The following is a 26,537-nucleotide window of genomic DNA, read 5'->3' as shown; positions in this document are numbered from 1 at the left end:
CCATTAAAAACGGCGGAAATTAACCGATAGCCAAAAAATAAGGCCTGCCCATTTTCAATAATCACCCTCCAATTTGCACATGATCGTCCACCATATATGTAGTTTTTAAAAACTTAGGATACATCATTTCGTCCAGCTGTATGGCTAAAAACGAAGCAATCAAACAGATGAAAAATCCGATGGGAATCAGAGCGGAGCAAATTGATAACACCGGCGACACACCCTTAGGAGACAGTATGGGAAACCATCCTCCTCCGTAATTAGTGGGAGCAAATGAGTTCCTGCCAGTCTGCAACTCCCCCTCCTCATTCGAAAAATTGAAAGGCGGGGGTTTTACAGACCTATTAATGCAGGATGAAAGTTTATGAATAGACCCAATGGACACTTCCTCAATCCTTTGTTTGAAAAGTCTTTGCGATGTTTTTATATTCCTCATCATTGAGAATGCCCATTTTTTTGAATAATGCGGAATAAGCGATTATTTTTTTCTGCGTACGGTTTGTACAATTCATATGGTTCAACTCCTTTTTTACATAGTATTCACTTACGATAAAATGTTTCCTTAATGCAAAATATTTTGAATGGACTAAATAAAAAGAACTGCCCATTTTCCTGAAAATCCCATATAGTTATAGGTGATTAAAATATGACCAGCATATTTAAAGTTCAAGTGATGAATAATCATCTTTTTTTAAGCTCTTTTCGTAAAGATGTTGTTTTTAAAACGAAACTATATAAGGTTGATTGGAGCGGAAGTGCGAGACTCCTGCGGGAGCAGCGGGACAGGTGAGACCCCACAGGCGTTCACGCCGGAGGGAGCTCACCGCCCGCCCCGCGGAAAGCGGGCAATGGAGGGGAAATCAACCGCACCGCATTACTCGGTATAGCAACAAAGTATGCGAAAACAGCCTTTTTTTAATAACAACGGGATGCAATCCGAAACATCTTGTAGTGGTTGGCAGTTTTCATATGTTTACTAACACGCAACCCCTCCCTCCAACATCAAACTGATGACCTCGGCAATTTATTGGCTTGTTCCGTTTGAAAACCGTATTATTGTTTAAGAAGAAGCGCAGAAATTGAAAAAACTGCATACTTTCTTCATATTTTTTCGCTAAACTGACTTTATTCTATAAGAAGGTGAATGCTCCTGAAAATCTCACTTAAGCTCGGACTATCTATATTTGTTTGCATTTTTTTGTTGGAAACCGTTTCCATGGTTTACTTGCATAATAAAGTGATACATTCGCGTGTCAATCAGGAATTGGAGTCACTGAAGGCCCGTGGCAATAGTCATCGTGATGTGTTGGAAATTACATATTCTGGCTCAACCCTTCAGCATATCGGCCTGATGGAATCACATACCGATACGGATGTTGTGATTACGGATACAAGAGGAGCTATTCTGATCTCTTCCGAAAAGGTAAATGGGGGAATGAAAAAAATTTTAGCTAAAAACCTCCCGTATGTCCCCCGAAAAGGTCTGATCATCCAATCGAGTTGGAAGGATGAAAGATATATAGCCACCGTTACGCCATTTATCAGCGATGAAGAAAACAAAGGCTATGTTTATATGTTTAAGGATACAAGAGAAGTGGAGGATTTAATCGCACAATTGAATAGGCATTTCCTTCTTGCGACTGCTTTGCTCCTTTTCTTCATGCTTGTCATCATTTATTTTCTATCAAAGGCTTTGACCAGGCCACTGATATCGATGAAGGAAGCGACAACCAAGCTCAGCAAAGGGAATTTTTCTGTGGCTGTGCCCGTACGATCTCATGATGAACTTGGGGAGCTTGCCCAATCCATTCAAAGCTTGGCTGATGAATTGAACTATTTAAAGAAGGAACGCAATGAATTTTTGGCAAGTATTTCTCATGAACTGCGAACGCCGCTAACTTATATAAAGGGATATGCCGATGTTGCCCGACGGAAAGATCTGGATGATTCCGAACGGTCACGATACCTAGAGATCATTCATGATGAATCCGAACGATTAAACAGATTATTGGACGAACTCTTCAATATGGCGAGAATGGATCTAAATACATTCACGATATCAAAAGAAACCGTCCAGCTCTCCTCATTCCTGCGAAACATTCACGAAAAAGTTTTACCGGCTTTCACAAATGAAAGAATTCAATTGAATCTGGAATGTAAGGATGATTTATTTATCGAAATAGATCCTTCACGGTTTGAGCAAGTCATTCTTAACCTGCTGGATAATGCGCTGAAGTACTCGAACGAATATACAGTCAGCACCATCAAAGCCACTGAATGCCTTGGCAGGATTTCCATCTCCATAATCGATCAAGGGGTTGGCATTCCCCCTGAAGATATCCCCCATATCTTTGATCGTTTATATCGTGTCGAGAAATCACGCGCCAGAGATACCGGTGGATTCGGATTGGGACTCTCCATCGTCAAGCAATTAGTGGAGATACAAGGAGGAACCATTTCGGTTAAAAGCAACTTGAAGCAAGGAACGTGCTTCACCATCACATTTAAGGAGATAACAAATGAAGACAGTAGTTCTGGTTGATGATGAACAGAGAATGCTTGATCTATTAGAGCTATACATGAAACCTCACGGATATACATGCATGAAGATTAAATCTGGATATGAAGCCATACAGTTCTTAAGGCATAAACATGCGGACATAGTACTTCTAGATGTAATGATGCCTGAGATGGATGGGTGGGAAACGTGCGAAAGGATCCGTGCGTTTTCCAATATTCCCATAATCATGCTCACAGCCCGGGATGCTGCACAAGAAATGGTGAAAGGGTTGAAAAAGGGCGCAGACGATTATATTACGAAACCCTTTAATGGAGATGTTTTACTTGCCAGAATCGAAGCGGTCACGCGGCGAGTGCATAAACAGGATGATCATGTGATCTTTAGGGGGCTAAAATTAAATGAATCCGCTTATGAAGCACATTATGATACCAAAACAATCCCATTAACACCAAAAGAGTTCTCACTGTTGTGCTTGTTTTTAAAATCCTCAGATCAGGTGTATTCCAGAGACCACCTCCTTTCGACCATATGGGGATATAAAACGGATACGGAAGATCGGACAATCGATTCCCATATTCGAAATATTAGAGAGAAACTGCGTCATGCCGGTTTTCCAGCAGATCAACATTTGAAAACGGTCTGGGGCATCGGATATAAATGGAGTTCCGTGGATTGATATGAATTTCATTTCTGAGGCATTACTATCCAGCGGACCTTTTTCCATTGCTGTAAGTTTAGCATTCAATATATTGATTAGTGTGCTTGGTTTCATTCCAAGCGTATTCATCACGGCTGCCAATATCACCGTGTTTGGATTTGAAAAGGGATTGATCCTTTCTTACGTGGGGGAAATTGGCGGAGCAGTGGTCAGCTTTTGGTTATATCGAAAGGCTTTCAAACATTCAAACCCAAGTTCATGAAGAACCGCTGGGTCATGCTGCTGCATAAGTCACAAGGCTATCATGCATTTTGGATGATCCTGATGCTTAGGCTCCTTCCTTTTATTCCATCCGGCGTGATCAACCTTACAGCAGCATTAAGCAAGACGGGAATGCTGCTTTTCTTTCTCGCGACATCCATCGGAAAACTGCCTGCCCTCCTTGTCGAAGCGTATTCGGTATCACAAGTATTGAAGGCATCAGGCGATGTAAGAATTGTTTTGGTACTGCTGATTCTGGTAATCGCAATCGTTTATTACTTTAATAGAAACAAGAAAAAAGGAATGTAGTAAAAAGGCTTCTCTACTTTTAGGGTAAATTGGCAGGGATTATCTTTTCTACCCTATAATAGGAGCCGCCCCCCTTGGTCTCCAATGGTTAACGACCAGATCCAGAAGGCAGATGCGACCTTTTCTTTCCATGAAGGCATTACCATCCCATTATATCGGGATAAGATATTATGAGTTCGTTGTTTAATAGATCCCTGTGCTGCGATCGGTTTCTAAACCTTTTTTCTGCGCCGCCTTTTCATTAAAATAACAAAAGAAAGACGCCACGATGGATGGGTCGAAATGCTTTCCTTTTTGTTCGTTTATGAATGATAAGGCCCGCTCCACTGACCAGGAATCTTTATACGGCCTTCTGCTGGTCAATGCATCGAACACATCCACAATGGCAACTATTCTAGCTTCCAATGGGATGTCCTCACCTTTCAAACGATGTGGGTATCCAGTTCCATCCCATTTTTCATGATGATGGAGGATGATGTTTTCAGCCACTTCCAGGCTGCTGATTACATCATGGTTTATTTCCCTTGAAATCTTATTCAATATATCGGATCCCATTAATGGATGCATCTCGATGATTTTTCGTTCATATGGAGATAACGGGCCAGGTTTGTATAATATCCCCTCAGGAATTTCCGCTTTCCCGATATCATGCAGAATACTTGAATGAACGATATGATTCATATAGCTTTTAGATAGTTCCAGCTGGCATCTTCGATTATGAACCATGACTAGCTGCTCGGTTAGGTTTTGAACTCTCAATAAATGCTCTTCAATGCCTGGATCACGGATTTCGCATGAAATGGCGAGAACCTTTAACAATTCCCTTTGGGTCTCTGCCCTTTTCTTTTCCGAAAGGTAAATCCCTTCTTTCAATTGTTCCAGTTCACGGAATATCCCGACAAAATACCACTGCCCTCCTAGTTGAATAGGAGTAATCGTAATCGAGGAGTGCCAAATGTCACCCGATTTCTTTCGGTTGGTGAAGACCCCTGACCAAGGATTTCCCTTCTTTAACTCGTTTTTCAGGGATGTATATGTAAACAAAGGTGTTATCCCTGACTTTAGGAATCCAGCTTTGAACCCAATGATACTGTTCCTTGAATACCCTGTCGTCCTTTCATAATAAGCATTAATATCAAGTATGCGATGATCTTGATCCGTAATGATGACGGCATCCCCCAACTTTAAATACGCTGCCAATTCAGATGGCAGCCTTGTTTTCCCTTTCAATATCTATACCTCCAATAGCTGGATTTCCAATCCTGTCTCTTCATTTTTCTCATTTTCACGGCTCACTCCGTTCATGATTAAAAATCTCAACATATAGGCTAAATGAACTACATTCGGATGATAAAGTATATAATACCATACAAGTTTTAGATACAATAGTTACTAAGCAATGTTTTGTGTGTAAGTGATGAACTACAAGTTTCTGTCTGCACCACGTATCAGCCTTCGAATTCCTTTTAAGCTTATTTCATGACGAAGGGTAAATTGGTTCATTTCCGCAAATGTTACACTTATATAATGAGCTAATGCCTATACTATCCTCCTGTTTTCTGGAAAAAAGAATGAAAATATTGTGTTTTAATGGGAAATTCCTTTATAATGCGCATTAGATGATTTTTTAGCATTGAATACGAAAGGAGACTGAAATATGAAGAAATTATTATACCCAATCATCATTGGATTATTGGCAGTTGTTCTGACGGCTTGTGGTTCGAACGATGAAGCTGATAAGAAAAATGACGACAAAGAGACTAAAACAACTGAGAAAGAAACGGCTAAAGCAACTGAAGAACAGCAAAAACAGATGGAAGAAATGCAGAAGAAACTAGACAAGCAAAAGGTGGATGAAAAGAAAACGGTGGCCATCGTCAATGACGAAAAAATTTCGGGTGCGGAATATAATACCGTGTTGTCTACCACACAAATGCAGATGCAGCAATTCGGACAAGATCCAACAACCAAGGAGGGAGCCAAACAAATTAAAGAGCAAACGCTCAACTCTTTAGTTGGGCAGACTTTGCTGCTTCAAGCAGCAGATAAAAAGGGCTACACAGCTTCCAAAGCCGAAATTGAAAAGCAACTTGCCGAAATCAAAAAGCCATATGAGAGTGAAGAGAAATTCAAGGAAGCGATGAAGCAAGCAGGCCTGAATTCAAAAATGCTGAATGCTCAGATCGCAGAGAATATCCCATATACGAAGTATGTTGAAAAAGAGATTAAAGTGGAAGAAGTAACTGATGAAGAAATCCAAAAGTATTATGACCAGGTTGCAGAGCAAGCTAAAACAAGCGGACAGAAGGTACAGAAACTCGAAGAAATGAAGCCGCAAATCAAGAAACAATTAGAGCAGCAAAAGAAACAGGAAAAGCTTGTTAAGCATGTGGAAGAACTTCAGAAAAATGCTAAGGTCGACATTAAGATTTAATGATGAAAAGAGCTGCCAAAAATCGGCAGCTCTTTCTTTATGGTCTTCGGTCCCCTTACTAACACTAACGGCTTTTTCAAGTTTATTTATTCACCCGTTTTCGAGAAACGTTCAATTCTTTCTCCAATTTCATCACGAACACGTTGGAAGGCAGCCCATATTTCTTCATAAGTTCCTTCTGCTTTTGCCGGGTCTTCAAAGCCCCAATGTTCACGTTTAACTTGCGGTGGCGTCATTGGACATTTGTCTGCCGCATCGCCACATAATGTGACCACAAAATCGGCATTATTCAATATGTCAGGGTCAATGATATCGGAAGTTTGATTGGAGATGTCCAATCCAACTTCATTCATTGCTTTTACAGCTTTGGGATTCAATCCATGGGCCTCGATTCCTGCACTAAGCACTTGCCATTCGTTACCTAAATATTTCTTCCCCCACGCCTCTGCCATTTGACTTCTGCAAGAGTTACCTGTGCATAGGAAGTAAAGTGTTTTTTTAGCCATATAGTTTTCTCTCCTTTATGAGTAAAATGATGTGTTTAGTGAATAATGTTCAACCATATATATAGGCCGACTAATGTGATGAACAATGTTGGGATGGTTAGGATGATACCCGTTTTGAAGTAGGTTCCCCATGAGATTTTCACACCTTTTAATGAAAGGACATGCAGCCATAATAATGTAGCCAAAGAACCGATCGGTGTAATTTTCGGTCCCAAATCCGAACCAATGACATTTGCATAAATAAGAGCCTCCCTAATCGCTCCCGTTGTATTCGTATCGGAAATGGCAAGAGCGTCTATCATGACCGTCGGCATGTTATTCATAAGGGATGAAAGAATAGCTGCGATGAATCCCATCCCGACAGTAGCAGCGAATAATCCTTGATCAGCAGTCACTTGAATAAGGTCAGCTAAAATATTCGTCAATCCAACGTTTCTTAATCCATACACCACGACATACATTCCAATGGAGAAGAACACAATCGCCCATGGTGCGCCTTTTACAACGGTCTTGGTATTAACAGCTGGGCTTCGTCTTGCCATAAACAAGAAGAAAATGGCGATAACACCTGCAATGATGGATACAGGAATGTTGAAAAATTCACTGATAAAATAGCCTACCAACAGAACCCCTAAAACAATCCCAGACAGGCGAAACATTTTTATATCACGAATGGCATCAACTGGCTTCTTTAATTGAGCCATATCATAATACTTCGGAATGCTCTTTCTGAAGTACAAATATAATACCAGGATGCTAGCCGCTAATGAAAACAGGTTGGGAACGATCATTCTAGATGCGAACTCAATAAACCCGATATCAAAAAAGTCAGCAGAAACAATGTTGACCAAATTACTTACGACAAGAGGTAAGGATGTAGTGTCCGCAATAAACCCACTCGCAATGATAAATGGGAAGATCATTCTCTCTTCCAACTTCAGGTTTCGAACCATCGCCAAAACAATCGGAGTTAAAATGAGCGCGGCTCCATCATTTGCGAAGAATGCAGCGACTAGAGCTCCGAGAATGCTCACATACACAAACATCCTTACTCCATTTCCCTTGGCCGCTCTCGCCATATGCAAGGCAGCCCATTCAAAGAAACCAATTTCATCTAAAATTAAAGAAATAATGATAATAGCAATGAACGCCAACGTCGCGTTCCATACAATACTTGTAACGGCAATTACATCATTGAAGTCAACAACCCCAACGAGTAAGGCAAGTACCGCACCCCCGCATGCTGACCAGCCGATTGACAATCCCTTGGGTTGCCAAATGACGAGTGTCAATGTCAGCAAAAAGATGATACTCGCTAATATAACTGTACCCACTGATGTTCTCCTCCTCGTTAGTCACAACAAATTCGTTTTCCTTGTGCTGTTAATTCTTCTACTTTAAATGCTTGACTCGGCAAATCCTTGATAACCGTTTGAATAAATGAGTGAAACGCGGATGTTTGGTTTAACGAGTAAAATATCCATTGTCCCCTTCTCGCTTCATTCACGATTCCGCTATCTTTCAACTTTCGTAAATGTTGGCTAATAGCAGGTTGGCTCATATCAAACAGGTCTACAAATTCACAGACACAGCATTCATGTTCAGACATAATTTTCACCATCGTCAAACGTGTTTTATCACCTAAAAGTTTAAGAACATTTGCCGTAGCCTCTATATCCAACGCTTCATTCGTTTGCATGTTATCCCTCCTAGCCTAATCGAATATATAATCAAATGCTTATGTTGTTATCCAATATCATTGTATAAGCATATTCTTATTTAATCAAGACTTAAATATTCAACAAAATAATTTTTAATTTTTGTCTGCTTAAAAGATGGTTTCACTTTGAACTAACGGGTCAGGATAATTCAGTAACGTCGCTAAGACATATAGTGAACAATCAATAAAAGACAGTGTACCACTGTCTCTTTTTGTATGGATTAAAGAAAAGAAGAATTATTTCATCTTAATCTAGTGAAATTATTCTATGTTTTAATTCTGAATTCATATCTAAAACACCTATCACAATTTGATTATCTTCCGTCAAAGTTATGTATCTGAAATAATCATCATCGGAAATCAACAAATCGGTGTCATTCGTCGTTTTTTCCATTTTGGCAAATACATCTACTGTGTACTCAAGGTGAAAAAAATCATCAAATCCCTTACTTGAGCTACCTACCCAGGTATACGGAAAATCTTTCAGTGTGATTTGTTCAATTCCCGATAATTGTTTCTTAAATTTTAACTTATCTACTGTTACGCTTAAATTCCAGGAATAATCTTTTTCATATTTATTTTGTTAAAATATACGGAAGAGGAACATCTTAAGGAAGTTAAGAAGTGGAAATGGATTAGAAATGATACCTATGCTACTTGGGCAGAACAGGATATGATTCTTTTTCACAAAATAGCAAGTAAATCCTACATTATAGCGAAAATAATTCTTATACTGTTATCCATCATTCCAGTTGTAATAGGTGCCTTCGCTTTATGGGTCTTTTTATCGTAAATTGACTCCTTATTCATCTAACAGGTGCGTTAGCTCCATAGGGCAAAAGAAGTCACAATAAGTGATCCGACTATCCAAAAATAATTTAATATTGCAGCTCGAAATAAAAAGTATCATACCAAAAGACCAGCCTGATTTCAGACTGGTCTTCTGTTTTACTCACAACAAGAATTTTTTTTAATTTCCAATCTCGCTAAAACGGGACTGCCACAGCAAGAATTATCCTTTGTTTCAGTTGCTGGAATATCTGAATCGCAGCAACTGGAAGCGAGATTCACACTGCACACTCCTGTTTCAGGGAGTTCCAAATGCACTTCTTTTGCCCCCTCTACATCTCCTGTCAGATATGCCACCACGGAACGGACTTGTTCATAACCTGTCGCCAGTAAGAAGGTTGGTGCTCTTCCGTAACTCTTCATGCCAACAATGTAGAAGTTCTTTTCAGGGTGCCGTAATTCTTGTTCACCATGCGGCCGCACGGTTCCACAACTATGAATATTGGGATCAATTAACGGAGCAAGCGCTTCTATGCTTTCCACGGCTGAATCAAGGTTTATCCTTATTTCATTTAAAAAGGAAGTATCAGGTCTGAAGCCCGTACTCACAACGATTTCATCGATATCACCGAGTTTGAAGTTTTCTCCGTTTAGTTCTCCGACTACCGTGATTTTACCGTTTGTTGGAGTAACTCCGTTAATATGAAAGGGAGTAAGAATATGGATTCGTCCAGATTCCACTAATTGCTGAATTCTTATCCCCAGTTCTCCACGAGCCGCCAACCCGTCATTTTCTTGTCCGCCGTACACTTCATGGATCTGTTTTTTACGAAGAACCCAGTAGATCTTTGTATCCGTAAACTTTTGCTGTAAGGTGGCCAGATCCAATAGGGCATTGATGGCAGAATGGCCGCTTCCAATCACCACGGTCGTTTTATTTTGATATCTATTTTCTAGTTGTTCGACGTTTGGAATGCCATAGTGGATTTGATTGTGTAATTGTCTCTCCATATTCGTCCAGATACCATTTGATAGGATGGGGTTTGGATTTGTCCAAGTACCTGATGAATCAATGACAGCTTTCGCTTCAATTACTGTTGTGTCACCATTCACTTCTACATACAGGTGAAAGGGAGCAGTGTCCCGTTTTCCTGTTTTTAATTTATCGTGAGCCTTTTTGGCAACACCGACTACTTTTGCTTGTAACATAATCTGTTCTTTTATTTCTGGAAGGTTACTTAGCGGCAAAAGGTATTCTTCTACCAATTCGTGACCTGTCGGCAAAGCTTTCTCGTCAGGTGACGTCCATCCAGCGTTCTCCAGTAATTCCTTTGCTGCTTGATCGATGTTATACTGCCAAGGAGAAAACATTCGAACGTGTCCCCACTCCAGCATACTTGAACCCACCGATTCCCCTGCTTCCAATACGATAAACTTTTCCCCTTTTTTTAGTAAATGAGCGGCCGCGGCCAGCCCCACAGGACCTCCTCCTATAATTGCTACGGGTAATGCGCTTTTATCAAATTGACTCATCCTGATTCCCTCCTATATTTTTATTTTTTTAAAAAAAAGGTTGTATTTTGCAAGTATTCTCGAAAAATTATACTACCCCCATGGAGTAGTACAACATACCGAAGACTTCAGCATTCGATCATTAAGCAGTTGTAGAGAACGCACGACTGATTCCTTTTCAAATTCATTCATCGTCTTGAAAATCTCATTCAAGTAATCATTCATTTGCTGATCGATGGTTTGGTTGACTTTCACACCTTCATCGGTCAGAGAAAGGATAGAAATTCTCCTATCTTCCGCATCGGGAGTTTTTGTGACTAAATTTAATTTTATAAGGGATTGGATTTGTCGACTGAACGTCGTGATATCCGTTCCCAGGGTTTCTGCAATTTGCTGGATCGAAGCGTGGTTTTGTCGGTTTATTTCATACAGGATATGGCTTTGAACAAGGGATATCTCAATTCCATCTGCGCTGCAACAATTTTTATTCAATAATCCAAAACGTCTAGTTAAGAGTTGGAAGAGACCTCTAAGGTTTTCATTTTCCATTACTGTCACCTCACTTTTATTTATACGCTGATTATTTGCATTTTGCAACTATTTAATTCAACTATTTTTTATTTATCCTTTTAGTTTATTAAAAGCCGTCATGAAATTTCGGTGAGCTTGCTCGCCATAATAACACGCTTCGCCTTTAAAAAAATTGGTTTCAATGAATTCTTTTGCCTTTTCCACCACAGGTTCACGAGAAGCCAAAACCAGCTTGAAATAGGCATCAAAATAACCAACAGAAATACGCTTGAATGGTTCACTGTCATAATCCTCCTCCCCCCTAATTTTTATTTAAAGTAATTTCTCCATAGCCATCACATCGACAAATTCCCCGTCTAAAATTCCCTGGTTCTTAAACACTCCTACTTCGCGATACCCCCGTTTTTTGTACAATCCTTGACCCATCTGGTTAAAGGGAAAAGTGAATAACACAATTTTATTGAAATCATTTTCTTTTGCGAGCTTTTCGATGGATTGCAGCAATAAACCGCCAATCCCTTTTCCTCGGTGATCTCTTGAGATATAAACGGATAAATCCGCAACCCCTTTATAAGCATCGCGGCTGTTATATGGGTTTAAAGAAGACCATCCAACAATCTGCCCTTCATGCTCAGCGACAATGACCTTATATCGTCCCATGTGTTTGGCAAACCATTCCTCCATGTAGGTTTGGTCCTTCGTTTCAGTTTCTAACGTGGCAACCCGATCCTCAATCCCTTGATTGTAAGTTTCTTTGATGGAAACTATGTCCGTTTCCATCGCTTCACGAATGATCATACTTTTCCCCTCCGTTTGCTAAATGAGTTTTTTCAAAATTCTATAATCGGTTTATAACATTAATAGTTGCATATTACAAGTATAATTGATTCTTTATGCAAAGTAGCTCTTAACGAGTAATAGAGCTTGAAACAAGAAAACTGCCGAGTGATCGGCAGTTTTTTCTGCTTTATAAATATTTCCGGTGAATACCTTTTCCATCATAGGAAAACAGGACTTCTTTTCCTTCTATGACTGATTCCATATGAACGGAGCGGCCCCAGAGCTGATGGATATATGGCATGACTTTTTCGAGGTACTTCAGATCCAGTTCAATATCTTCATACCAATGCTTTAGATACAGTTCCCCATTGCGCATGAAGTCCCCATCATTTACTGTGATATACGGGAAACCGCCGTTAACCCTCATACTCACGAGTTGATCACGAACATGTTCCCATGCCTTATCGACGATTTTATAATCCTTGCCCTGCTTTTGGAATAAGTACATATCCTCCCGCATGACTAGATCTTTCGTCAAATAATTGCGGAGAAAGGAAATATCCGATTCGATTTCCCTGACTTCGAACATCTTTTCCCGGCCAGATCCAGGCTTGACACCCAGCTTGATCATTTCTTCAGTTGGATTATCATAGCGTTCTTCAATATCTTCAAGCACTTTCAATCCAAGATAATAAGGATTGATGCTGGTCCGTGATGGCTGAACGACGCCTGCGTTCAGTTTTGCGAATTCAATGGCTTCCCCTGAGGATAGATCCAATTCACGGATTATGCGCTGATGCCAGTAGGATGCCCAGCCTTCGTTCATGATTTTCGTTTCCAGCTGCGGCCAGAAATACAGCATCTCTTCCCTGATCATCGTCATGATATCCCGTTGCCAATCGGTTAAATCCCTGCTGTACTGTTCTATGAAAAGCATAATATCCTTTTCAGGCCTTGGCGGGAATTTTTTTCTCTTTTTAACGTTCGATTGCTTCGGTTTATCCTTTTTATCAAGGTTCCATAAATCATCGTATTGTGTGGCTGTCGGTTTTACTTCCTCTTCTTCTTCCTCATCTTCCATCGTCCAGGCAAGTTTCGGTCTCATCAGCGACGGATCGATATGTTCTTCAATGGCTAAAAGTGCATCGAGGAAGGTTTCCACTTCCTTTTTGCCATGCAGGATTTCATATTCACGGATTCTTTCTGCCGTTGCCGACATACTTTCTACCATATCCCTCTTAGTATTATTGAAACGGATATTATTCTTAAAGAAGTCACAATGCGCCAAAACGTGCGCAACAATCAATTTATTTTGTACAAGTGAATTGGAGTCCAGCAGAAAAGCGTAACAAGGATCAGAGTTAATGACCAGTTCATAGATCTTACTTAATCCAAAGTCGTACTGCAGCTTCATTTTATGAAATTGCTTCCCAAAGCTCCAATGAGAAAAACGGGTCGGCATCCCATAGGCACCAAATGTATAAATGATTTCTGAAGGGCAAATTTCATAACGCATCGGGTAAAAATCCAACCCGAACCCAGTTGCTATTTCTGTAATTTCACTAATGGCATATTCCAGAGCCTTTTGCTCCGCTTCATTCATCCGATATCCCCCTTGTCTTCCGCCTTTAAACTAATGTATGAAAAAAAGGAGGAAAAATGCCGTGATCATGAGTAAAGGTCCTCGATAACAGAAAAAAAACACCTCCATAAAAGAAGATGTCAGGCCAAATGTTTCATGCAGTTCTGCACTCAAACTTATGGATATTAAAATTTCACTAATTCCGTATTCACAGCCTCTTTTTTCGTTTTTGAACGGACCCAGGAAATGATGAGCGCTGCTATGATTACAAAACCTAAGTACCCTGTGATTGGGTATACCGTCCCAACCAATTCAATAAAGCCAACGAAACTTGCAAGGAACGCGAGGACCCCGACCATGATCACGGATATTTTAAAGCGTTTCGTTTCAGCAGGCACCAACCTGGCGGTGAATGCATACAGCATCCCGACAGCTGTATTATAAATCATTCCTAAAAGGATGATTGATAGGAGATATCCCAACCATGGAGAAATCTGATTTGCTAAATGAAGGGTAGGCATACCTGAGCTTTCTATGCCCTTCAAGTCGGACATCATCCCCAAATTGATCAAGAATAGCAAAATCCCCAATCCGATACCTCCTAGAACCCCTCCCATACCAGCCTCTTTCTTATTCTTGAGGGTCCCTCCCATTACGGCTAGCATGGCAATTCCGGCAGTCATATTATATGAAACATAAAGTAATGACCCCATCATCCAATTTCCGGTTGCTGCCGTCCCTTTACTTGAAGATGAAATGATTTGATTGAAACTTAGATCGGATGTAAAAAATGAATAACCTGAAATAATGATCATTATAACAAATAAAAACGGGGTTACGGCACTTATGATGGACATTATTTTGTTAACATTTAGTAAAAGAGTACCAATCGTGAGCACCGTCATGACGATTGCACCAACTATACCTGGAATCCCGAATTGTTCTTCAAAAATCGTTCCGGAACCGGCAATCATGATGACTGTAACGCCAAACAAGAAAAATGTAATAATAATATCGACCACCCTGCCTATATAGCGGCCACAAATATGATCGATGATGCTTTTATGGGAGCGTGTTTGGAAAGTGCTCCCCAATTGAGTAACTTGCATGCCTAAAAACGCGAATAAAGCTGTTGCCACCAAAATTCCCAATACACTGTAGATTCCAAAACTCGTGAAGAACTGTAATACTTCTTGTCCTGAAGCGAAACCTGCTCCAATGATGATTCCAATATAGGCACCTGCAAGATTTACACTGTTTTTCATATCACATACCACCTTAATTATATGATTATTCTGACAATTTAAGGTAAAAGAAATATCTTCCCTTTCATCATTATCCAGTTCTTTCAATCTCCTCCCTGCTTCAAGTTAACGGACCGAAGCCCATGAAGCTGGGAGGCTCTTTTATATTCAACTCTTATACATTTATCATTTGGTATATCTTTTACTATAGGAAGTGAATTCATCGACCGCAGCGTAATCGACTTCATAGCCAATGCCTGCCGCCTTTGGAACCGATATGACTCCACCTTCCACTGTAACCTCCGGTTGGATGATGTCTTTATGCCAATAATTCGTTGATGCTGCCGTATCACCAGGCATCGTGAAGTTATCAAGTGTTGTCAATGCGATATTATGGGCACGCCCCACACCAGATTCCAACATGCCTCCGCACCAAACCGGTACATTCCTTTCTTTACATAATTCATGTATTTTCATCGCTTCCGTTAAACCGCCAACCCTGCCGATCTTAATATTAATGATTTTACAGCTTCCCAATTCAAGGGCTTTTCTTGCATCTTCCACGGAATGTATGCTTTCATCCAAGCAAATCGGTGTTTTGATTTCCGCTTGTAATGTGGCATGATCGACAATATCATCTGATGACAAAGGCTGCTCGATCATCATTAAATCAAAAAGATCAAGCTGTTTCAGTAATTCGATGTCTTTCAGGCGGTAAGCGGAGTTTGCATCTGCCATGATCGGGACATCGGGATATCGGTTGCGCACTTCCCTGATTACATCTACATCCCAGCCTGGTTGGATTTTCATTTTTATTCTTTTATACCCATCCTTCAATCCAGCTTCTATCTTCGCCAGTAATTCAGGTACCGTTTTTTGGATGCCGATACTGATCCCAACATCGATTTTTTCCAGTTCCCCGCCTAAAGCCATGCTTAATGGGATATTATTTTCTTTTGCGTATAAATCCCAGATGGCTCCCTCGATTGCCGATTTCGCCATATTATTCTTACGAATATGCGAGAACATATCCGATACATCACGGGGATGCTCTATTTCTTTATCCAATACAAGCGGTATCAGGAAATCCTCCAGCATGGTCCAATTGGTTTTTATGGTTTCTTCGTTATACCAAGGTGCTGAAAACGCCACAGATTCAGCCCAACCTGAAAGCCCCTCTCCATTTTTCACTTCCACAAGAATGAACTCCTTATCCACAAACGTTCCAAAGCTTGTTGTAAAGGGAGCTACCAAATCCATATTTAAATGACGTAAACGCACTTCTGTTATTTTCATCCCGATTCCCCTCTTATTCTTGTTTTTTTAATAAATAGTTTTGAATAATTTCACCTTGTTCCCGTTCAATCCCGGCTGCAACATATCCTTTGGCAAAAAGCTTTTTGAATAATTCACCGGTTTTTAACCGCCAATCAATCGCAAGGCTGAGATCAGTCTTTTTGATTTGTTGAATATCTGTCGGAATGGGTATGGCGATCACCTCTGAATTGCTTTCAAAATGATAATCCTTGATGTAAGGAAAGCCTTGGTCATTCATTCCTGTCGTTACGATGTGTGTGGCTTTATCTGGAAGCGGAGTATCTTCCTTTGCTTCCTGGCGTATATTCCATTCCACCATGAATCGATCAGTGGACAATCCTTCATTTAGGGTATCATTCATATTTCCATAACAATCATCCATATAGGTAGAGCAAACAGCTTTTAGCTTACCGATGTTCAAGTTTGCATTCACACTTTCCAATGGATCATACGTCCATGTGATCAAGTCGTAACCTTTTTTCAGTGCTTCTTCTTTTTGCGCAAGTTTAAGTAATCTGCCGTAGCCCTTCTTTTGATGGGCCGGATGGATTGCTAACATATGTGAACAAAGATATGACCTTCCATCCTTGAAACCCGGAAAACTGTATTGAAACCCGACTAACTGGCCATTGATGTAGCCGCCTAAAACAAGCCCGCCGTTTTTGACTGCCGTAATCGTCTGATGGATGGGAACGCAATCCATGCCCCATACAAGGACTTCCAGTCGCTGCACTTCTTGTAAATCCTCAAGTGTTGATAGTGATTTAATGATTAGTTCATCAGTCATGTAAGTGTCCCCCCTCCCCATATTTCTCAAAAGTCAGTATGATGGCTTTGGCCAGGATTTCAATCCCCGATAACAAAGCATCTTTGTTGAACGTCATGTTCGGATGATGGAGCCCTGGTGCCAAATCACAGCCCAATCCAAGCATCGTCGCTTTCAGTTCAGGTCTTTTCAACGTATAAAAATGAAAATCCTCTCCTCCTGTCGTAATGACAGGCGCTACCAGATTTTCTTCCCCGATTGTATCGGCTATCGCTTCAGACATTATGTCCCGGGCTTGATCGTTCACGGTTGCTGCGGCAACATTGGTTCCCGGTTCGAGTTTCACTTCGACTCCATGGACAATCGCCAAAGATTCTGCAACCTTCTCCACCTTCTTGGTGAGCTCTTCCATCATTGCATTATCCTGTGCCCGTAAATCCAATGAGAAAGTGGCTCTCCCAGGGATGATATTTGAGCTTTCCCCTCCAGCAAAAAACTGGGTCATTTTTGCCGAATAAGGGATGGATGGATTGAGATGGATACCATTCAACAAAGTGATGAAGGCTGCTCCTATCTCGATGGCATTTTGCCCTTGATGCGGTCTGGCCCCATGTGCATCAGTCCCCGCTATTTCTCCTTTAATGAACTGAGCGGCACCATGGACAATGGCTGGTGCCGCTTGCCCATCCTTCACTTCCTCAACCGGTCTTAAGTGCACCCCATAAAGGAAATCGACATCATCCAATACTTTTTCTTCAATCATCTTCAAGGCGCCCGTACCTTTTTCTTCAGCAGGCTGAAAAATGAATTTAAGTTTGCCTCTTGGATGGAAGTCCATTTCTTTCAATACCAGGAATACTCCAAGTGCCAAGGTCATATGCCCATCGTGTCCACAGGAATGATTGGCTTGAAACGTCCCATCCACCTCCTGCCAAAGTGCATCGATATCCGATCGTAACCCTACCGTGAAATCCCCATCCCCGATTTCCCCAATCACTCCTGTACAGTCCTTGAATGTTTTCACCGCACACTGATTTTCCGTTAAAATATTTGAAATGAAAGCTGTCGTATTCACTTCATTCCAACTCGTTTCAGGATGCGCGTGTAAATGCTCAAAGATATCGAGTATACGAGGCCTTAATTTTTCGATAGATTGTGTGATATCCATTTCTGTCTCCCCCTTGTATCCCGGTTTAATCGGCTTGTTCACCGAACTGATGGAAATTTAATCTCTCAAAAGAAAAATTCGTCTTGATTGAACGCATCATATATAGCTTTTCTTTCTTTGAAACCCTGTTCGTCCTTAATCGATACACCAGCTACTAAACTATTCAATAATGAGAATAACACCGGTGCCGTATCGATAGTGGAAGTCCTGGGTGTTGAAATGGGCAATAATATGTCAGCGTATTCAGCAATTGGAGCCAATTCAGAATCTGTAACACCAATTACAAATGCACCCGCTTTTTTTGCCATTTCCGTGATTTTCACAGTCTCTTTAACATAACGGTGAAAAGAAATGGATACGAAAACGGAATTTTCAGTCATTTTATTCAACAGTAAAAATATATCATCTGTATCAGGCCTATATAAATGGACCTCTTCCCTAACAAGCCTCAGCGTAAAGGTTAACCAATGTGCTGCCGAAAATGATAACCGGTGTCCGGATATCAAAACATTGTCAGCTGCCGCCAATTTATCAACTGTTTTGGAGAAATCTTCATTTGATAAATTATTCATTGTCTTTTCAATGCTGATGATATCTTGCCCCATCACCTGAGCCATGAAGTTTGGCTGATTCGCGGCTTCAAGTTTTGAAGAATGATATTCATTCAAACTGCTGCTCTCGTATATCAATTGATTGCGAATAAGTTTTTGAAGTTCCGCATATCCACTTAACCCCAATGAATAGCAAAAGCGGATGATGGTCGTTTCACTCACCCCTATATCCTTACCGAGCTCTTGAGCTGAAGTGACTGCAAATGTATGTGAATGCACTAACAAGTATTTTGCTACCTTTTTTTGACCAGTGGATAAACTAGGGAATACTTCTTTAACCTTTTGCTGTAAATCCATAAAACATCCCCTCTGAAGCAAGATATGAATCCAATACTTTTTATATGACAATATGAAGTTATTACTTCATCAATAATAGTGAGTATTTTATCACGGGACTTCCAATAAAACAATAATATTCTGAATTTTTAATAAAAAATAAGGAGCAATATCATTCAATCACACAAAAAACCACGAAGATGGACTCCGTGGTTTTTCTTAATCTTATTTTTTATGGCGCTTTGCATAGCCACAGCGTTTACATAATTCTTCAACTGCACATCTTCTTGAAAAACCATCGTACATATTTTTCGCCCGTTCACCATTTAAAATGTCTTCAAGTGATGTTTCGAATATATTTCCAAGCGGTATTTTCCCTTCACTATCCAAGCAACAAGGTACCACTGTACCATCCACCAAGATGCCTAACTGATCTCTAAGGGCATAGCAGAAAATATTTTCATCGATAATGTCACGGTCCAATTCCGGCCACTCGAATTTTTCGGCCATGTTTATATAAACCCGGTCCTTCAACTTAATATTATTCTTTTGCTGAAGAGCTTCACTTAAGCGAATGTCCAATGAAAGCTTCTCCTCCAGCATGCTAAGAATATCGTCGTTCAGGCCATTACTCGCTTTTAATTCAGCCGTATCCATATTCCATAAACGAATGGCACAAATCACTTCGCTTTTTTCATTTGCTTCATTTATGAAATCGGCAATATTACTGACATAAGAATCTAGACTATTGCTCGTATCGTTTGCCTCAAAGCTATGAAGTGAAATATTCACCTGCCGAAGGGCTTTTTTGGAGAGCAGCTTGTCTTTGACCTTTTGAATCAAAGTACCGTTCGTTGTAATATTAACCTTCAGGTCATTTTCAGCACTGATATCCAGGAATGTACCCAAATTTTTATTTAAAAATGGTTCACCCATCAGATGAAAATAAATATGATCGGTGTGTGGTTTGATTTTCTTGATTACATCCGTAAACCCTTCAGGATCCATGAATTTCAGGGTCCTTTGCAAGCTGGAACTTGGACAAAAATTACACTTCAAATTACATATATTCGTAATTTCCACATAAACTTTCTTAAACCTTCTCATTTTCTAATACCCCTACAATCAAGCTTATTGTTTCAATCTGATACTAACTATACTGGTTAGCTGCTCATAAATGCAATGAAAACTTCATGGCAGCTGAACGGATGTGAATCACTTTCAATTAACAACTAATCCGGTATTCACCATTTTCCAGACAACCTATAAAAGAAATCAGAAAAAAACATCTTCTCGAGGTGAAGATGTCCCGTAAGATGCCTACCTTGAATTTTCCGTTTGTTCTGACCTCACTTCTCTTTTTGCTCCGTGACCTTCAAACTAAGTAATTTTTCATTTTTCAAATCATGTTGTACGGTCACGATGACATTGAACTTCTGACCTTTATCATCGACCAAAAATCTGAAAACGTCTTCGACGAGATTTTTCGATACAGTTTTTCTGCCCTTATATTCGTAATCATTAATCTCAACTTCAGGATAATCTGCCTGCACAACTGTGATTGCAATCTTTCCGTATTTTTCGTAATCTGGTTTTTGGGCATGTGCTGAAATGGCACCTGCTTGCATGATTAAAAAAATTCCCATTAGCAACACGCTGACTTTTTTCAAAATCTTTTCCTCCTTATACTTTCCGCTTACTATTATTATGTAAAATTGTTCAGTTGTTATGCAGCTGCTCCGCTTCTTTTACAAGCATGATTCCAACCAATCGATTCCTCTTCCACTCCTCAGGAAACACAGCCAACGGCGGATTGGTTTCATCCACTAAATAACTAAGCTCGATCGTCATTCCCGGGCGGCGGAATTCAGTGATGAACCAATCCGTAAATCCGCTTCCTACCGCTTCTTTTTCCGGAAAGGTCAGTTCATATCCAGTCAATTCGGCAGTTTTTTTTGCAATCCCATAATCCCTCGCCATATTTTTCCGTTTGTTTTTGTAATGCCAAAAGATTTCCCTTCCTGAGGTATGGTAGGAAACAGCAATAAGGGGATCGATCTCCTTCGTGAAGTCCGTAAGCGCTTTTACTTCAGCTGCTTCTAATGGTTTTCCGCCTTTATAAAATTGATACGTTGGTTTTGTTTCATCACTCATGACTTCTTGCCATCCAGCCGGATACTGCCTATTTAAATCAATGCCTTTAGCGTTGGCTTTCCACCTGGACCAATTCCTGCTAAATCGGTTCATTTTCCATACTGCAGCCTTTTCAAAAACATTTAAGTTGGAGAGATCTCCTTGCTGGATGCTTACTCCATCTGGATTCAGCATCGGAATGAACCAGATGCTCACTTCATCTAATGATTCCGTCCGGTATTCTCCAACTGGTTTGCCCGCTTGATAGGCGGCTGCATACTCTTCAAGCATGCGCATTAAAAGTATGGAACTGAGCCATTCCCTTCCATGATGTGATCCCACCAGCAAAATCGATCTTTTTCCTTTTCCTAATTTGACTGCCTTTATATTTTTCCCTTTTTCAGTTTGTCCAATTATTTTAACGTTAACTTCATACTGCTTTTGGATTCCCTGCAGATCCATTTCCATCTGTTCAGGGGAATACACTTTTGCCGCCAGCTTTGGTTCAGGAAAAAAAAGCAGCACCAACATTCCTATTACCAGTATTTTCCTCATGCACTCACCTTTTATTTTTATTCAGGAAAAAAGCAACAACCGCGGTCCAAATACATCGCCACTTATTGTAAGGAAATGTTCTTTCATATCTGAACAAAATACAAATAGCTCCTTATTAAGGGGGAGAAGAACATGAGGATTGCTGATTATGATCAGGCATTGTTTCACACACACCGTTCTGATTGGGACAGCTTGTTAGTATTGATGGTTCGAACGAAAGATCACTTTCTTTCGAAAAAAATAGAACATTTTTTGCATGCTTACAGGTTTGAGCATGATTATCAAATCATTCAATCCCAGCTGTATGCACTGCTTCGCTATCTGGATCATGCGGCAGAACAAACAAGTGATTATTTAAGTGAACTTCCAAGCTAAAATCAACTATAGTTTTTGCAAAACGGGAAAATTTATACAAGAGGATTAATTATCGGGGATATAACTTTGGCTGGTGAAACCCTATAAACAAGGAAGGGTCAGGTATTTAAATACCTGACCCCCATTTTCATCATTTTTTCATTGCAGTATATGAAGTTGCATACATTTTAAGCTCTTCAATCATACCTTCTACAAGTACGGCAGATTCTTCAAATAAACCATCATTTTCGTAATCGAAGCAATGTGGATCAAGCACCAATTGTTTAGCGATCACATTTGCATAAAGGCTTCGACCCACTGTCCTCATGGAATTCAAGGCGTTGATTCCACCTTTACCTCCGCCGGAGACAGCCAAAAGTGCAACTGGTTTATGCGTGAATTGCTCACTGCTTAGAAAATCCAAGGCATTTTTCAAGGCTCCGCTCATGGAACCATGATATTCCGGAGTGGTCAGGATTACGCCATCCGCTTCCTCGATGCTTTTCCGAAGACCTTGAATCACATCCAATTGATATTGCTCACCTTCACCTGAATATAAAGGGATTTCACTATTGCTTAAATCAATAAGTTCCGCTCCGTATTTCTTGGATATGTAGCGTGAGGCTATCCCCGTACGCCCTTGTTTACGTGGTGAACCGTTAATTATTACTAATTTCATGAATTTATACCTCCATTATTCCCGATGTTTTCCGAGATCAGTCGCCAATACAGTATACCAAACCGGAAACGGAATTTCCTAGAGTTTTGATCATTCATGCTGCTGAAAATTTCCTATCACAAAAAACGAAAGACCGAAAAGGGTCCTTCGTTTAGCTTTCATATATTTAAACCAACGCCTCAATCTTGCTCATGAAATCTTCCATGACTCCCGATAACTTGGACTCAGCTTCTGGCATTGATTTACCTTGGACACCGAAATAGAATTTAATTTTCGGTTCAGTGCCAGAAGGACGGAGGCAAACCCATGTACCATCTTCAAGGAAATACTTCAATACATTTGATTTCGGAAGCTCGATCAAATCTTCATCATTCGAAAGTAATGTACGCTTTTTGCTGCGTTGATAGTCTTCTTCAGCAACTACCGGAATGCCAGCTATTCGGGAAGGGGGATTTTGACGGAATTGATTCAATATTCCAGAAATCTGTTTCGCTCCCTCTATGCCCTTTAAAGTCAATGAACGCAATCCTTCCAAGTAATAGCCGTATTTTTCAAACACATTCAGTAACCCTTCATATAGTGTCAATCCCTGCTTTTTATAATGAGCACAGACTTCAACAGCCAGCACTGCGGCTTGAATGGCATCCTTATCACGTGCAAAGTCTTTAATCAGGTAACCGTAGCTTTCTTCGTATCCGAACAAAAAGCTATTTTCCCCGCTTACATGATATTGATTTATTTTCTCGGCGATGAACTTAAACCCGGTAAGTACATCAACCGTCTTCAAGCCATATGACTCGGCAATCGCCCGACCGATTTCTGAAGTGACGATGGTTTTTAAGACGACTCCATTTTGAGGAATCTTCCCTTTTTCATTTTTCTGGGACAGTAAATAGTCCAGGAAAAGTGCACCTGTTTGATTTCCAGTCAGGACAACATATTGACCTACTTCGTTTTTCACGGCAATTCCAAGCCGGTCGGCATCTGGGTCCGTTGCGATCAATAAATCCGCTTCCACTTTGTTTCCAAGTTCGATGGCCATTTCAAATGCAGCTGGTTCCTCAGGATTTGGTGACTTAACTGTCGAAAAATCCGGATCTGGCAATTCCTGCTCCTTGACGATATGCAAATTTTGATACCCTAAGCTTTGCAGTGCGCGCCTGACGGATTTATTGGCCGTTCCATGAAGCGGTGTAAAGACGATTGACACATCTATTTCCTCGGCAAGCTGCGGATTCTCGGGAACTGTGAGCAACTCACGGTTATATGCCGCATCCAATTCCTCCCCGACCATTTCGATGAGGCCCTTCCTTTTAAGGATACCAGCTTCTTCAATCTGAATTTCAAGCTCATTTTCAATGGCATTCACGTAGCTGATCACTTGATCGGCTGCTTCCGGGGGTAATTGTGCCCCATCCTGCCCATAAACCTTGTAACCATTATATTCAGGCGGATTGTGGCTTGCCGTGATGACGATTCCAGCAAAAGCATTCAACTCGCGAACCGCAAATGACAATTCCGGAGTCGGACGCAATTCATCGAATAAATAAGCCTTCACACCAAATGTAGCCAAGGTCTTAGCTGCTTCGAGTGCAAATTCCGGGGACTTATGCCTCGAATCATAAGCGATCACAGCCCCTCTTCCTTTTGCTTCTTCCCCAAACGAAGAGATATATTGAGCCAACCCAACCGTAGCCTTCCTTACAGTGTAAAGATTCATCCGGTTCGTTCCCGCTCCGATTTCCCCACGCATCCCGCCTGTTCCAAATTCTAAATTTTTATAAAAGGCATCTTCGAGTTTTGCTTCATCCCGCTGCATTTCCTCAAGGAGGACACGTAATTCCCCATTTAAATTCTGGTACCCTGCCCATGTGGTATATAAAGATTTCCAATCCATCTCCAACATCTCCTCCCAACGCCTTATTAGTAATGATTATGTATCTTCCTTACATATACAAAATTATCATATTTATTCCAATAAATGAAGTAAAGGCTCGTAATGAAAAGAACCACCTCTAGCGTTCTTCACATCACGAGCTCTTTTACCTCTTTATTTTTCGCCATCTTTGTAATGCAGATTGTATATATCATGGCGGCGATCTTTCAATTGCCTTACAGTACCGGACTGTCGCTCCCGCCTTAAGATCTCCAAATCAACATCGCCAATCAGGACCATCTCAAGGTTCGGGCTGGTTTCCCCGACTATGCCATCACGCGCAAATTCGAAATCCGATGGAGCGAAGATTCCCGATTGGGCATACTGAATATCCATATTTTCCGTTTGCGGAAGATTCCCGACCGTTCCGGAAATGACGGTATAAATTTGGTTTTCCACGGCACGGGCCTGAGCACAATAACGAACTCGCAGGTAGCCTTGCCTGTCTTCCGTACAAAATGGAGTGAATATGATTTTGGCTCCCATGTCGGTAGCAATCCGGGCGAGTTCCGGAAACTCAATATCATAACAAATCTGTATGGCGATTTTTCCACAGTCCGTATCAAAGACTCGAACGCGGTCACCAGCGTTAATTCCCCACCATTTTCTTTCATTTGGTGTGATATGAATTTTATATTGCTTTTCAATCGTTCCATCGCGACGGAATAAATAAGCGATATTATAGATATTATCATCATCTTCTTTTACGAAATGGGAGCCGCCGATGATATTGACGTTATACCTTACAGCTAAAGTGGTAAACAATTCAATGTACTGCTCCGTGAAATCCGACAGTTTCCGTACAGCCAAGCTTGGTGATCTTTCATTCAAGAAAGACATCAGCTGGGTGGTGAATAATTCCGGGAACACGGCGAAATCCGCATTGGCATCCGAAGCAACGTCGGTAAAATACTCGACTTGGTTAGCGAAGTCTTCGAATGAATCGATTTTACGCAGCATGTACTGCACGACGCAAACCCTTACCGGTTCTGATGTTTTATAATAACGTTTTGTTTTCGGTTGATAATCGACGTTATTCCACTCCATGAGCGTAGCATACTTATTCGATTGCAGATCATCCGGTAAATAATTCGGATTGATCCTCATAAGCGTGAACCCATTTAAAAGCTGGAACGAAAGAACCGGATCATATATTTTATGCAATTGCACTTCTTTCACATATTCCCTTGGTAACAGTTCATCCGCATGTTTATGGTAATTGGGGATCCTGCCGCCGATAATGATGCTTTTTAAATTCAAATGGGCAACAAGTTCTTTTCGTGAATCATATAGTCTTTGACCTATTTTCATCCTGCGGAATTTAGGATGGACCATGACCTCGATCCCATATAAATTATAACCGTCCGGATTATGATTCGTGATGTATCCATTATCTGTTACATCATCCCATGTATGTCGGTCATCATATTCGTCAAAATTAATAATGAGACTGGAACATGAGCCAATCACTTTTCCATCATATTCAGCCACAAACTGTCCTTCCGGAAAAATTGCCAGATGACTCTCAAGCTGATCTCGCTTCCAGGGAACCATTCCAGGAAAGCAACTCGACTGCAAAGCAATTATTTCATCTATGTCTCCTAGCCTCATATTACGTATTTCCATTATTTTTTCATATTTATGCAGGTCCAAATTGGGCATTTTCCTCATACTCCTTTAATCTCTTCCATAAGAATTATACCCCTTATTCAAAAATTAAAACAACTGAACCTACCCATGTATTTCAAAATTGCATGGATAAAAACCATACTCAATCCCCGATAAAAAGAATATATATTTTACAGACCCCGTCCATACATACTATACTTTTCATGAGAGCAAAAAGAGATGGGGAAGAGGAACCATGAACAAGACTATTTGCAATGGGGAAAACC

At 40.6% G+C, this 26,537-nt stretch carries 28 protein-coding genes; 6 read left to right on the top strand and 22 right to left on the bottom strand.

The window, feature by feature from the left end:
* Positions 1-61 precede the first annotated feature (61 nt).
* On the bottom strand, positions 62-211 hold the full coding sequence (locus tag ACFRAK_RS07640; RefSeq protein WP_394571511.1) for a hypothetical protein: 150 nt from the start codon (positions 209-211) through the stop codon (positions 62-64).
* Positions 212-389: 178 nt separating this feature from the next.
* Positions 390-512 (bottom strand): hypothetical protein, encoded by a 123-nt coding sequence (locus tag ACFRAK_RS07635; RefSeq protein WP_260284425.1) that lies wholly within the window; start codon positions 510-512, stop codon positions 390-392.
* A 704-nt stretch (positions 513-1,216) separates the two neighbouring features.
* On the opposite strand from ACFRAK_RS07635, the gene ACFRAK_RS07630 reads away from it, so the two are divergent.
* From ACFRAK_RS07630 to ACFRAK_RS07615, 4 genes are read left to right on the top strand one after another with little or no spacing between them, the layout of a single operon-like run.
* Positions 1,217-2,542 (top strand): HAMP domain-containing sensor histidine kinase, encoded by a 1,326-nt coding sequence (locus ACFRAK_RS07630; RefSeq protein WP_394571510.1) that lies wholly within the window; start codon positions 1,217-1,219, stop codon positions 2,540-2,542.
* Complete coding sequence (locus tag ACFRAK_RS07625; RefSeq protein ID WP_387596741.1) at positions 2,520-3,197, top strand: response regulator transcription factor; 678 nt, start codon at positions 2,520-2,522, stop codon at positions 3,195-3,197. The genes ACFRAK_RS07630 and ACFRAK_RS07625 overlap by 23 nt, the downstream gene beginning before the upstream one ends.
* A gap of 1 nt (position 3,198) precedes the next feature.
* Positions 3,199-3,441: a TVP38/TMEM64 family protein gene (locus ACFRAK_RS07620; protein WP_394571508.1), complete on the top strand. Its 243-nt coding sequence runs from the start codon at positions 3,199-3,201 to the stop codon at positions 3,439-3,441.
* Complete coding sequence (locus ACFRAK_RS07615; protein ID WP_394571507.1) at positions 3,396-3,749, top strand: VTT domain-containing protein; 354 nt, start codon at positions 3,396-3,398, stop codon at positions 3,747-3,749. The genes ACFRAK_RS07620 and ACFRAK_RS07615 overlap by 46 nt, the downstream gene beginning before the upstream one ends.
* Positions 3,750-3,932: 183 nt before the next feature.
* Here the strand turns inward: ACFRAK_RS07615 and ACFRAK_RS07610 are convergent, their stop codons facing one another.
* Positions 3,933-4,979 carry an HD domain-containing phosphohydrolase gene (locus ACFRAK_RS07610; protein WP_387596747.1) on the bottom strand — a complete coding sequence of 349 codons (1,047 nt, stop codon included), beginning with the start codon at positions 4,977-4,979 and terminating at the stop codon, positions 3,933-3,935.
* A 427-nt stretch (positions 4,980-5,406) separates the two neighbouring features.
* Between ACFRAK_RS07610 and ACFRAK_RS07605 the strand changes: the two genes are divergently transcribed.
* A complete protein-coding gene (locus tag ACFRAK_RS07605) occupies positions 5,407-6,183 on the top strand; it encodes a SurA N-terminal domain-containing protein (RefSeq protein WP_387596749.1) in 777 nt (258 codons plus the stop codon).
* Between the two features lie 86 nt (positions 6,184-6,269).
* Here ACFRAK_RS07605 and arsC read toward each other — a convergent pair whose 3' ends face one another.
* From arsC to ACFRAK_RS07525, 16 genes are all read right to left on the bottom strand, one after another.
* Complete coding sequence (gene arsC, locus ACFRAK_RS07600) at positions 6,270-6,689, bottom strand: arsenate reductase (thioredoxin) (RefSeq protein ID WP_387596752.1); 420 nt, start codon at positions 6,687-6,689, stop codon at positions 6,270-6,272.
* Positions 6,690-6,724: 35 nt separating this feature from the next.
* Positions 6,725-8,023 (bottom strand): arsenic transporter, encoded by a 1,299-nt coding sequence (locus ACFRAK_RS07595; RefSeq protein ID WP_394571506.1) that lies wholly within the window; start codon positions 8,021-8,023, stop codon positions 6,725-6,727.
* A gap of 17 nt (positions 8,024-8,040) precedes the next feature.
* Entirely contained in the window at positions 8,041-8,388 is a 348-nt protein-coding gene (locus tag ACFRAK_RS07590; protein WP_387596758.1) for an ArsR/SmtB family transcription factor, read from the bottom strand.
* 969 nt (positions 8,389-9,357) lie between these two features.
* The gene (locus tag ACFRAK_RS07585; protein ID WP_394571505.1) at positions 9,358-10,731 is read right to left on the bottom strand and encodes an FAD-dependent oxidoreductase; all 1,374 of its coding nucleotides are present in this window, start codon (positions 10,729-10,731) and stop codon (positions 9,358-9,360) included.
* Positions 10,732-10,803: 72 nt separating this feature from the next.
* A complete protein-coding gene (locus ACFRAK_RS07580) occupies positions 10,804-11,259 on the bottom strand; it encodes a MarR family winged helix-turn-helix transcriptional regulator (RefSeq protein ID WP_387596764.1) in 456 nt (151 codons plus the stop codon).
* A 98-nt stretch (positions 11,260-11,357) separates the two neighbouring features.
* On the bottom strand, positions 11,358-11,528 hold the full coding sequence (locus tag ACFRAK_RS07575) for a hypothetical protein (RefSeq protein ID WP_394571504.1): 171 nt from the start codon (positions 11,526-11,528) through the stop codon (positions 11,358-11,360).
* A gap of 25 nt (positions 11,529-11,553) precedes the next feature.
* A complete protein-coding gene (locus ACFRAK_RS07570; protein WP_387596767.1) occupies positions 11,554-12,039 on the bottom strand; it encodes an arsinothricin resistance N-acetyltransferase ArsN1 family A in 486 nt (161 codons plus the stop codon).
* A 169-nt stretch (positions 12,040-12,208) separates the two neighbouring features.
* On the bottom strand, positions 12,209-13,624 hold the full coding sequence (locus ACFRAK_RS07565; protein ID WP_387596770.1) for a SpoVR family protein: 1,416 nt from the start codon (positions 13,622-13,624) through the stop codon (positions 12,209-12,211).
* Between the two features lie 164 nt (positions 13,625-13,788).
* Entirely contained in the window at positions 13,789-14,868 is a 1,080-nt protein-coding gene (locus ACFRAK_RS07560; protein ID WP_387596773.1) for a YkvI family membrane protein, read from the bottom strand.
* Between the two features lie 165 nt (positions 14,869-15,033).
* Positions 15,034-16,143: an o-succinylbenzoate synthase gene (menC, locus tag ACFRAK_RS07555; protein WP_387706551.1), complete on the bottom strand. Its 1,110-nt coding sequence runs from the start codon at positions 16,141-16,143 to the stop codon at positions 15,034-15,036.
* Positions 16,144-16,156: 13 nt separating this feature from the next.
* Complete coding sequence (locus tag ACFRAK_RS07550) at positions 16,157-16,951, bottom strand: GNAT family N-acetyltransferase (protein ID WP_387596779.1); 795 nt, start codon at positions 16,949-16,951, stop codon at positions 16,157-16,159.
* Positions 16,944-18,098, bottom strand: a complete 1,155-nt coding sequence (locus tag ACFRAK_RS07545) for a M20 peptidase aminoacylase family protein (RefSeq protein ID WP_394571503.1) — start codon at positions 18,096-18,098, stop codon at positions 16,944-16,946. Before ACFRAK_RS07545 ends, ACFRAK_RS07550 begins: the two co-directional genes overlap by 8 nt.
* A gap of 65 nt (positions 18,099-18,163) precedes the next feature.
* Positions 18,164-19,006, bottom strand: coding sequence for a MurR/RpiR family transcriptional regulator (locus ACFRAK_RS07540; protein WP_260284408.1), 843 nt, complete (start codon positions 19,004-19,006; stop codon positions 18,164-18,166).
* Positions 19,007-19,210: 204 nt separating this feature from the next.
* The gene (locus ACFRAK_RS07535) at positions 19,211-20,092 is read right to left on the bottom strand and encodes a radical SAM/SPASM domain-containing protein (RefSeq protein ID WP_192203482.1); all 882 of its coding nucleotides are present in this window, start codon (positions 20,090-20,092) and stop codon (positions 19,211-19,213) included.
* Between the two features lie 242 nt (positions 20,093-20,334).
* On the bottom strand, positions 20,335-20,655 hold the full coding sequence (locus ACFRAK_RS07530) for a DUF3889 domain-containing protein (protein ID WP_394571502.1): 321 nt from the start codon (positions 20,653-20,655) through the stop codon (positions 20,335-20,337).
* Between the two features lie 49 nt (positions 20,656-20,704).
* Complete coding sequence (locus tag ACFRAK_RS07525; protein ID WP_394571501.1) at positions 20,705-21,673, bottom strand: M14 family zinc carboxypeptidase; 969 nt, start codon at positions 21,671-21,673, stop codon at positions 20,705-20,707.
* Between the two features lie 132 nt (positions 21,674-21,805).
* Between ACFRAK_RS07525 and ACFRAK_RS07520 the strand changes: the two genes are divergently transcribed.
* On the top strand, positions 21,806-22,048 hold the full coding sequence (locus ACFRAK_RS07520) for a YhdB family protein (RefSeq protein ID WP_260284405.1): 243 nt from the start codon (positions 21,806-21,808) through the stop codon (positions 22,046-22,048).
* Positions 22,049-22,178: 130 nt separating this feature from the next.
* On the opposite strand, the gene ACFRAK_RS07515 is transcribed toward ACFRAK_RS07520, so the two are convergent.
* The 3 genes from ACFRAK_RS07515 to ACFRAK_RS07505 all read right to left on the bottom strand — a co-directional run bounded on the left by ACFRAK_RS07515 (position 22,179) and on the right by ACFRAK_RS07505 (position 26,304).
* On the bottom strand, positions 22,179-22,706 hold the full coding sequence (locus tag ACFRAK_RS07515; protein WP_387596796.1) for an NADPH-dependent FMN reductase: 528 nt from the start codon (positions 22,704-22,706) through the stop codon (positions 22,179-22,181).
* A gap of 166 nt (positions 22,707-22,872) precedes the next feature.
* A complete protein-coding gene (locus ACFRAK_RS07510) occupies positions 22,873-24,603 on the bottom strand; it encodes a phospho-sugar mutase (RefSeq protein ID WP_394571500.1) in 1,731 nt (576 codons plus the stop codon).
* A 153-nt stretch (positions 24,604-24,756) separates the two neighbouring features.
* On the bottom strand, positions 24,757-26,304 hold the full coding sequence (locus ACFRAK_RS07505) for a carbon-nitrogen hydrolase family protein (protein WP_192203477.1): 1,548 nt from the start codon (positions 26,302-26,304) through the stop codon (positions 24,757-24,759).
* Positions 26,305-26,537: the final 233 nt, after the last annotated feature.

The sequence above is a fragment of the Peribacillus sp. NPDC056705 genome (genome assembly GCF_043656335.1).
The sequence above is the reverse complement of the archived record's forward strand: the minus strand, read 5'-3'. Positions and strand labels throughout refer to the sequence as shown.

Excerpts from the sequence above, each read along its gene's own strand:
- ACFRAK_RS07635 (WP_260284425.1), bottom strand. The coding sequence starts at position 512 with ATGAATTGTACAAACCGTACGCAGAAAAAAATAATCGCTTATTCCGCA.
- ACFRAK_RS07630 (WP_394571510.1), top strand. The coding sequence starts at position 1,217 with ATGGTTTACTTGCATAATAAAGTGATACATTCGCGTGTCAATCAGGAA.
- ACFRAK_RS07625 (WP_387596741.1), top strand. The coding sequence starts at position 2,520 with ATGAAGACAGTAGTTCTGGTTGATGATGAACAGAGAATGCTTGATCTA.
- ACFRAK_RS07620 (WP_394571508.1), top strand. The coding sequence starts at position 3,199 with ATGAATTTCATTTCTGAGGCATTACTATCCAGCGGACCTTTTTCCATT.
- ACFRAK_RS07605 (WP_387596749.1), top strand. The coding sequence starts at position 5,407 with ATGAAGAAATTATTATACCCAATCATCATTGGATTATTGGCAGTTGTT.
- arsC (WP_387596752.1), bottom strand. The coding sequence starts at position 6,689 with ATGGCTAAAAAAACACTTTACTTCCTATGCACAGGTAACTCTTGCAGA.
- ACFRAK_RS07590 (WP_387596758.1), bottom strand. The coding sequence starts at position 8,388 with ATGCAAACGAATGAAGCGTTGGATATAGAGGCTACGGCAAATGTTCTT.
- ACFRAK_RS07585 (WP_394571505.1), bottom strand. The coding sequence starts at position 10,731 with ATGAGTCAATTTGATAAAAGCGCATTACCCGTAGCAATTATAGGAGGA.
- ACFRAK_RS07580 (WP_387596764.1), bottom strand. The coding sequence starts at position 11,259 with ATGGAAAATGAAAACCTTAGAGGTCTCTTCCAACTCTTAACTAGACGT.
- ACFRAK_RS07575 (WP_394571504.1), bottom strand. The coding sequence starts at position 11,528 with ATGACAGTGAACCATTCAAGCGTATTTCTGTTGGTTATTTTGATGCCT.
- ACFRAK_RS07570 (WP_387596767.1), bottom strand. The coding sequence starts at position 12,039 with ATGATCATTCGTGAAGCGATGGAAACGGACATAGTTTCCATCAAAGAA.
- ACFRAK_RS07565 (WP_387596770.1), bottom strand. The coding sequence starts at position 13,624 with ATGAATGAAGCGGAGCAAAAGGCTCTGGAATATGCCATTAGTGAAATT.
- ACFRAK_RS07560 (WP_387596773.1), bottom strand. The coding sequence starts at position 14,868 with ATGAAAAACAGTGTAAATCTTGCAGGTGCCTATATTGGAATCATCATT.
- menC (WP_387706551.1), bottom strand. The coding sequence starts at position 16,143 with ATGAAAATAACAGAAGTGCGTTTACGTCATTTAAATATGGATTTGGTA.
- ACFRAK_RS07550 (WP_387596779.1), bottom strand. The coding sequence starts at position 16,951 with ATGACTGATGAACTAATCATTAAATCACTATCAACACTTGAGGATTTA.
- ACFRAK_RS07545 (WP_394571503.1), bottom strand. The coding sequence starts at position 18,098 with ATGGATATCACACAATCTATCGAAAAATTAAGGCCTCGTATACTCGAT.
- ACFRAK_RS07540 (WP_260284408.1), bottom strand. The coding sequence starts at position 19,006 with ATGGATTTACAGCAAAAGGTTAAAGAAGTATTCCCTAGTTTATCCACT.
- ACFRAK_RS07535 (WP_192203482.1), bottom strand. The coding sequence starts at position 20,092 with ATGAGAAGGTTTAAGAAAGTTTATGTGGAAATTACGAATATATGTAAT.
- ACFRAK_RS07525 (WP_394571501.1), bottom strand. The coding sequence starts at position 21,673 with ATGAGGAAAATACTGGTAATAGGAATGTTGGTGCTGCTTTTTTTTCCT.
- ACFRAK_RS07520 (WP_260284405.1), top strand. The coding sequence starts at position 21,806 with ATGAGGATTGCTGATTATGATCAGGCATTGTTTCACACACACCGTTCT.
- ACFRAK_RS07515 (WP_387596796.1), bottom strand. The coding sequence starts at position 22,706 with ATGAAATTAGTAATAATTAACGGTTCACCACGTAAACAAGGGCGTACG.
- ACFRAK_RS07510 (WP_394571500.1), bottom strand. The coding sequence starts at position 24,603 with ATGGATTGGAAATCTTTATATACCACATGGGCAGGGTACCAGAATTTA.
- ACFRAK_RS07505 (WP_192203477.1), bottom strand. The coding sequence starts at position 26,304 with ATGCCCAATTTGGACCTGCATAAATATGAAAAAATAATGGAAATACGT.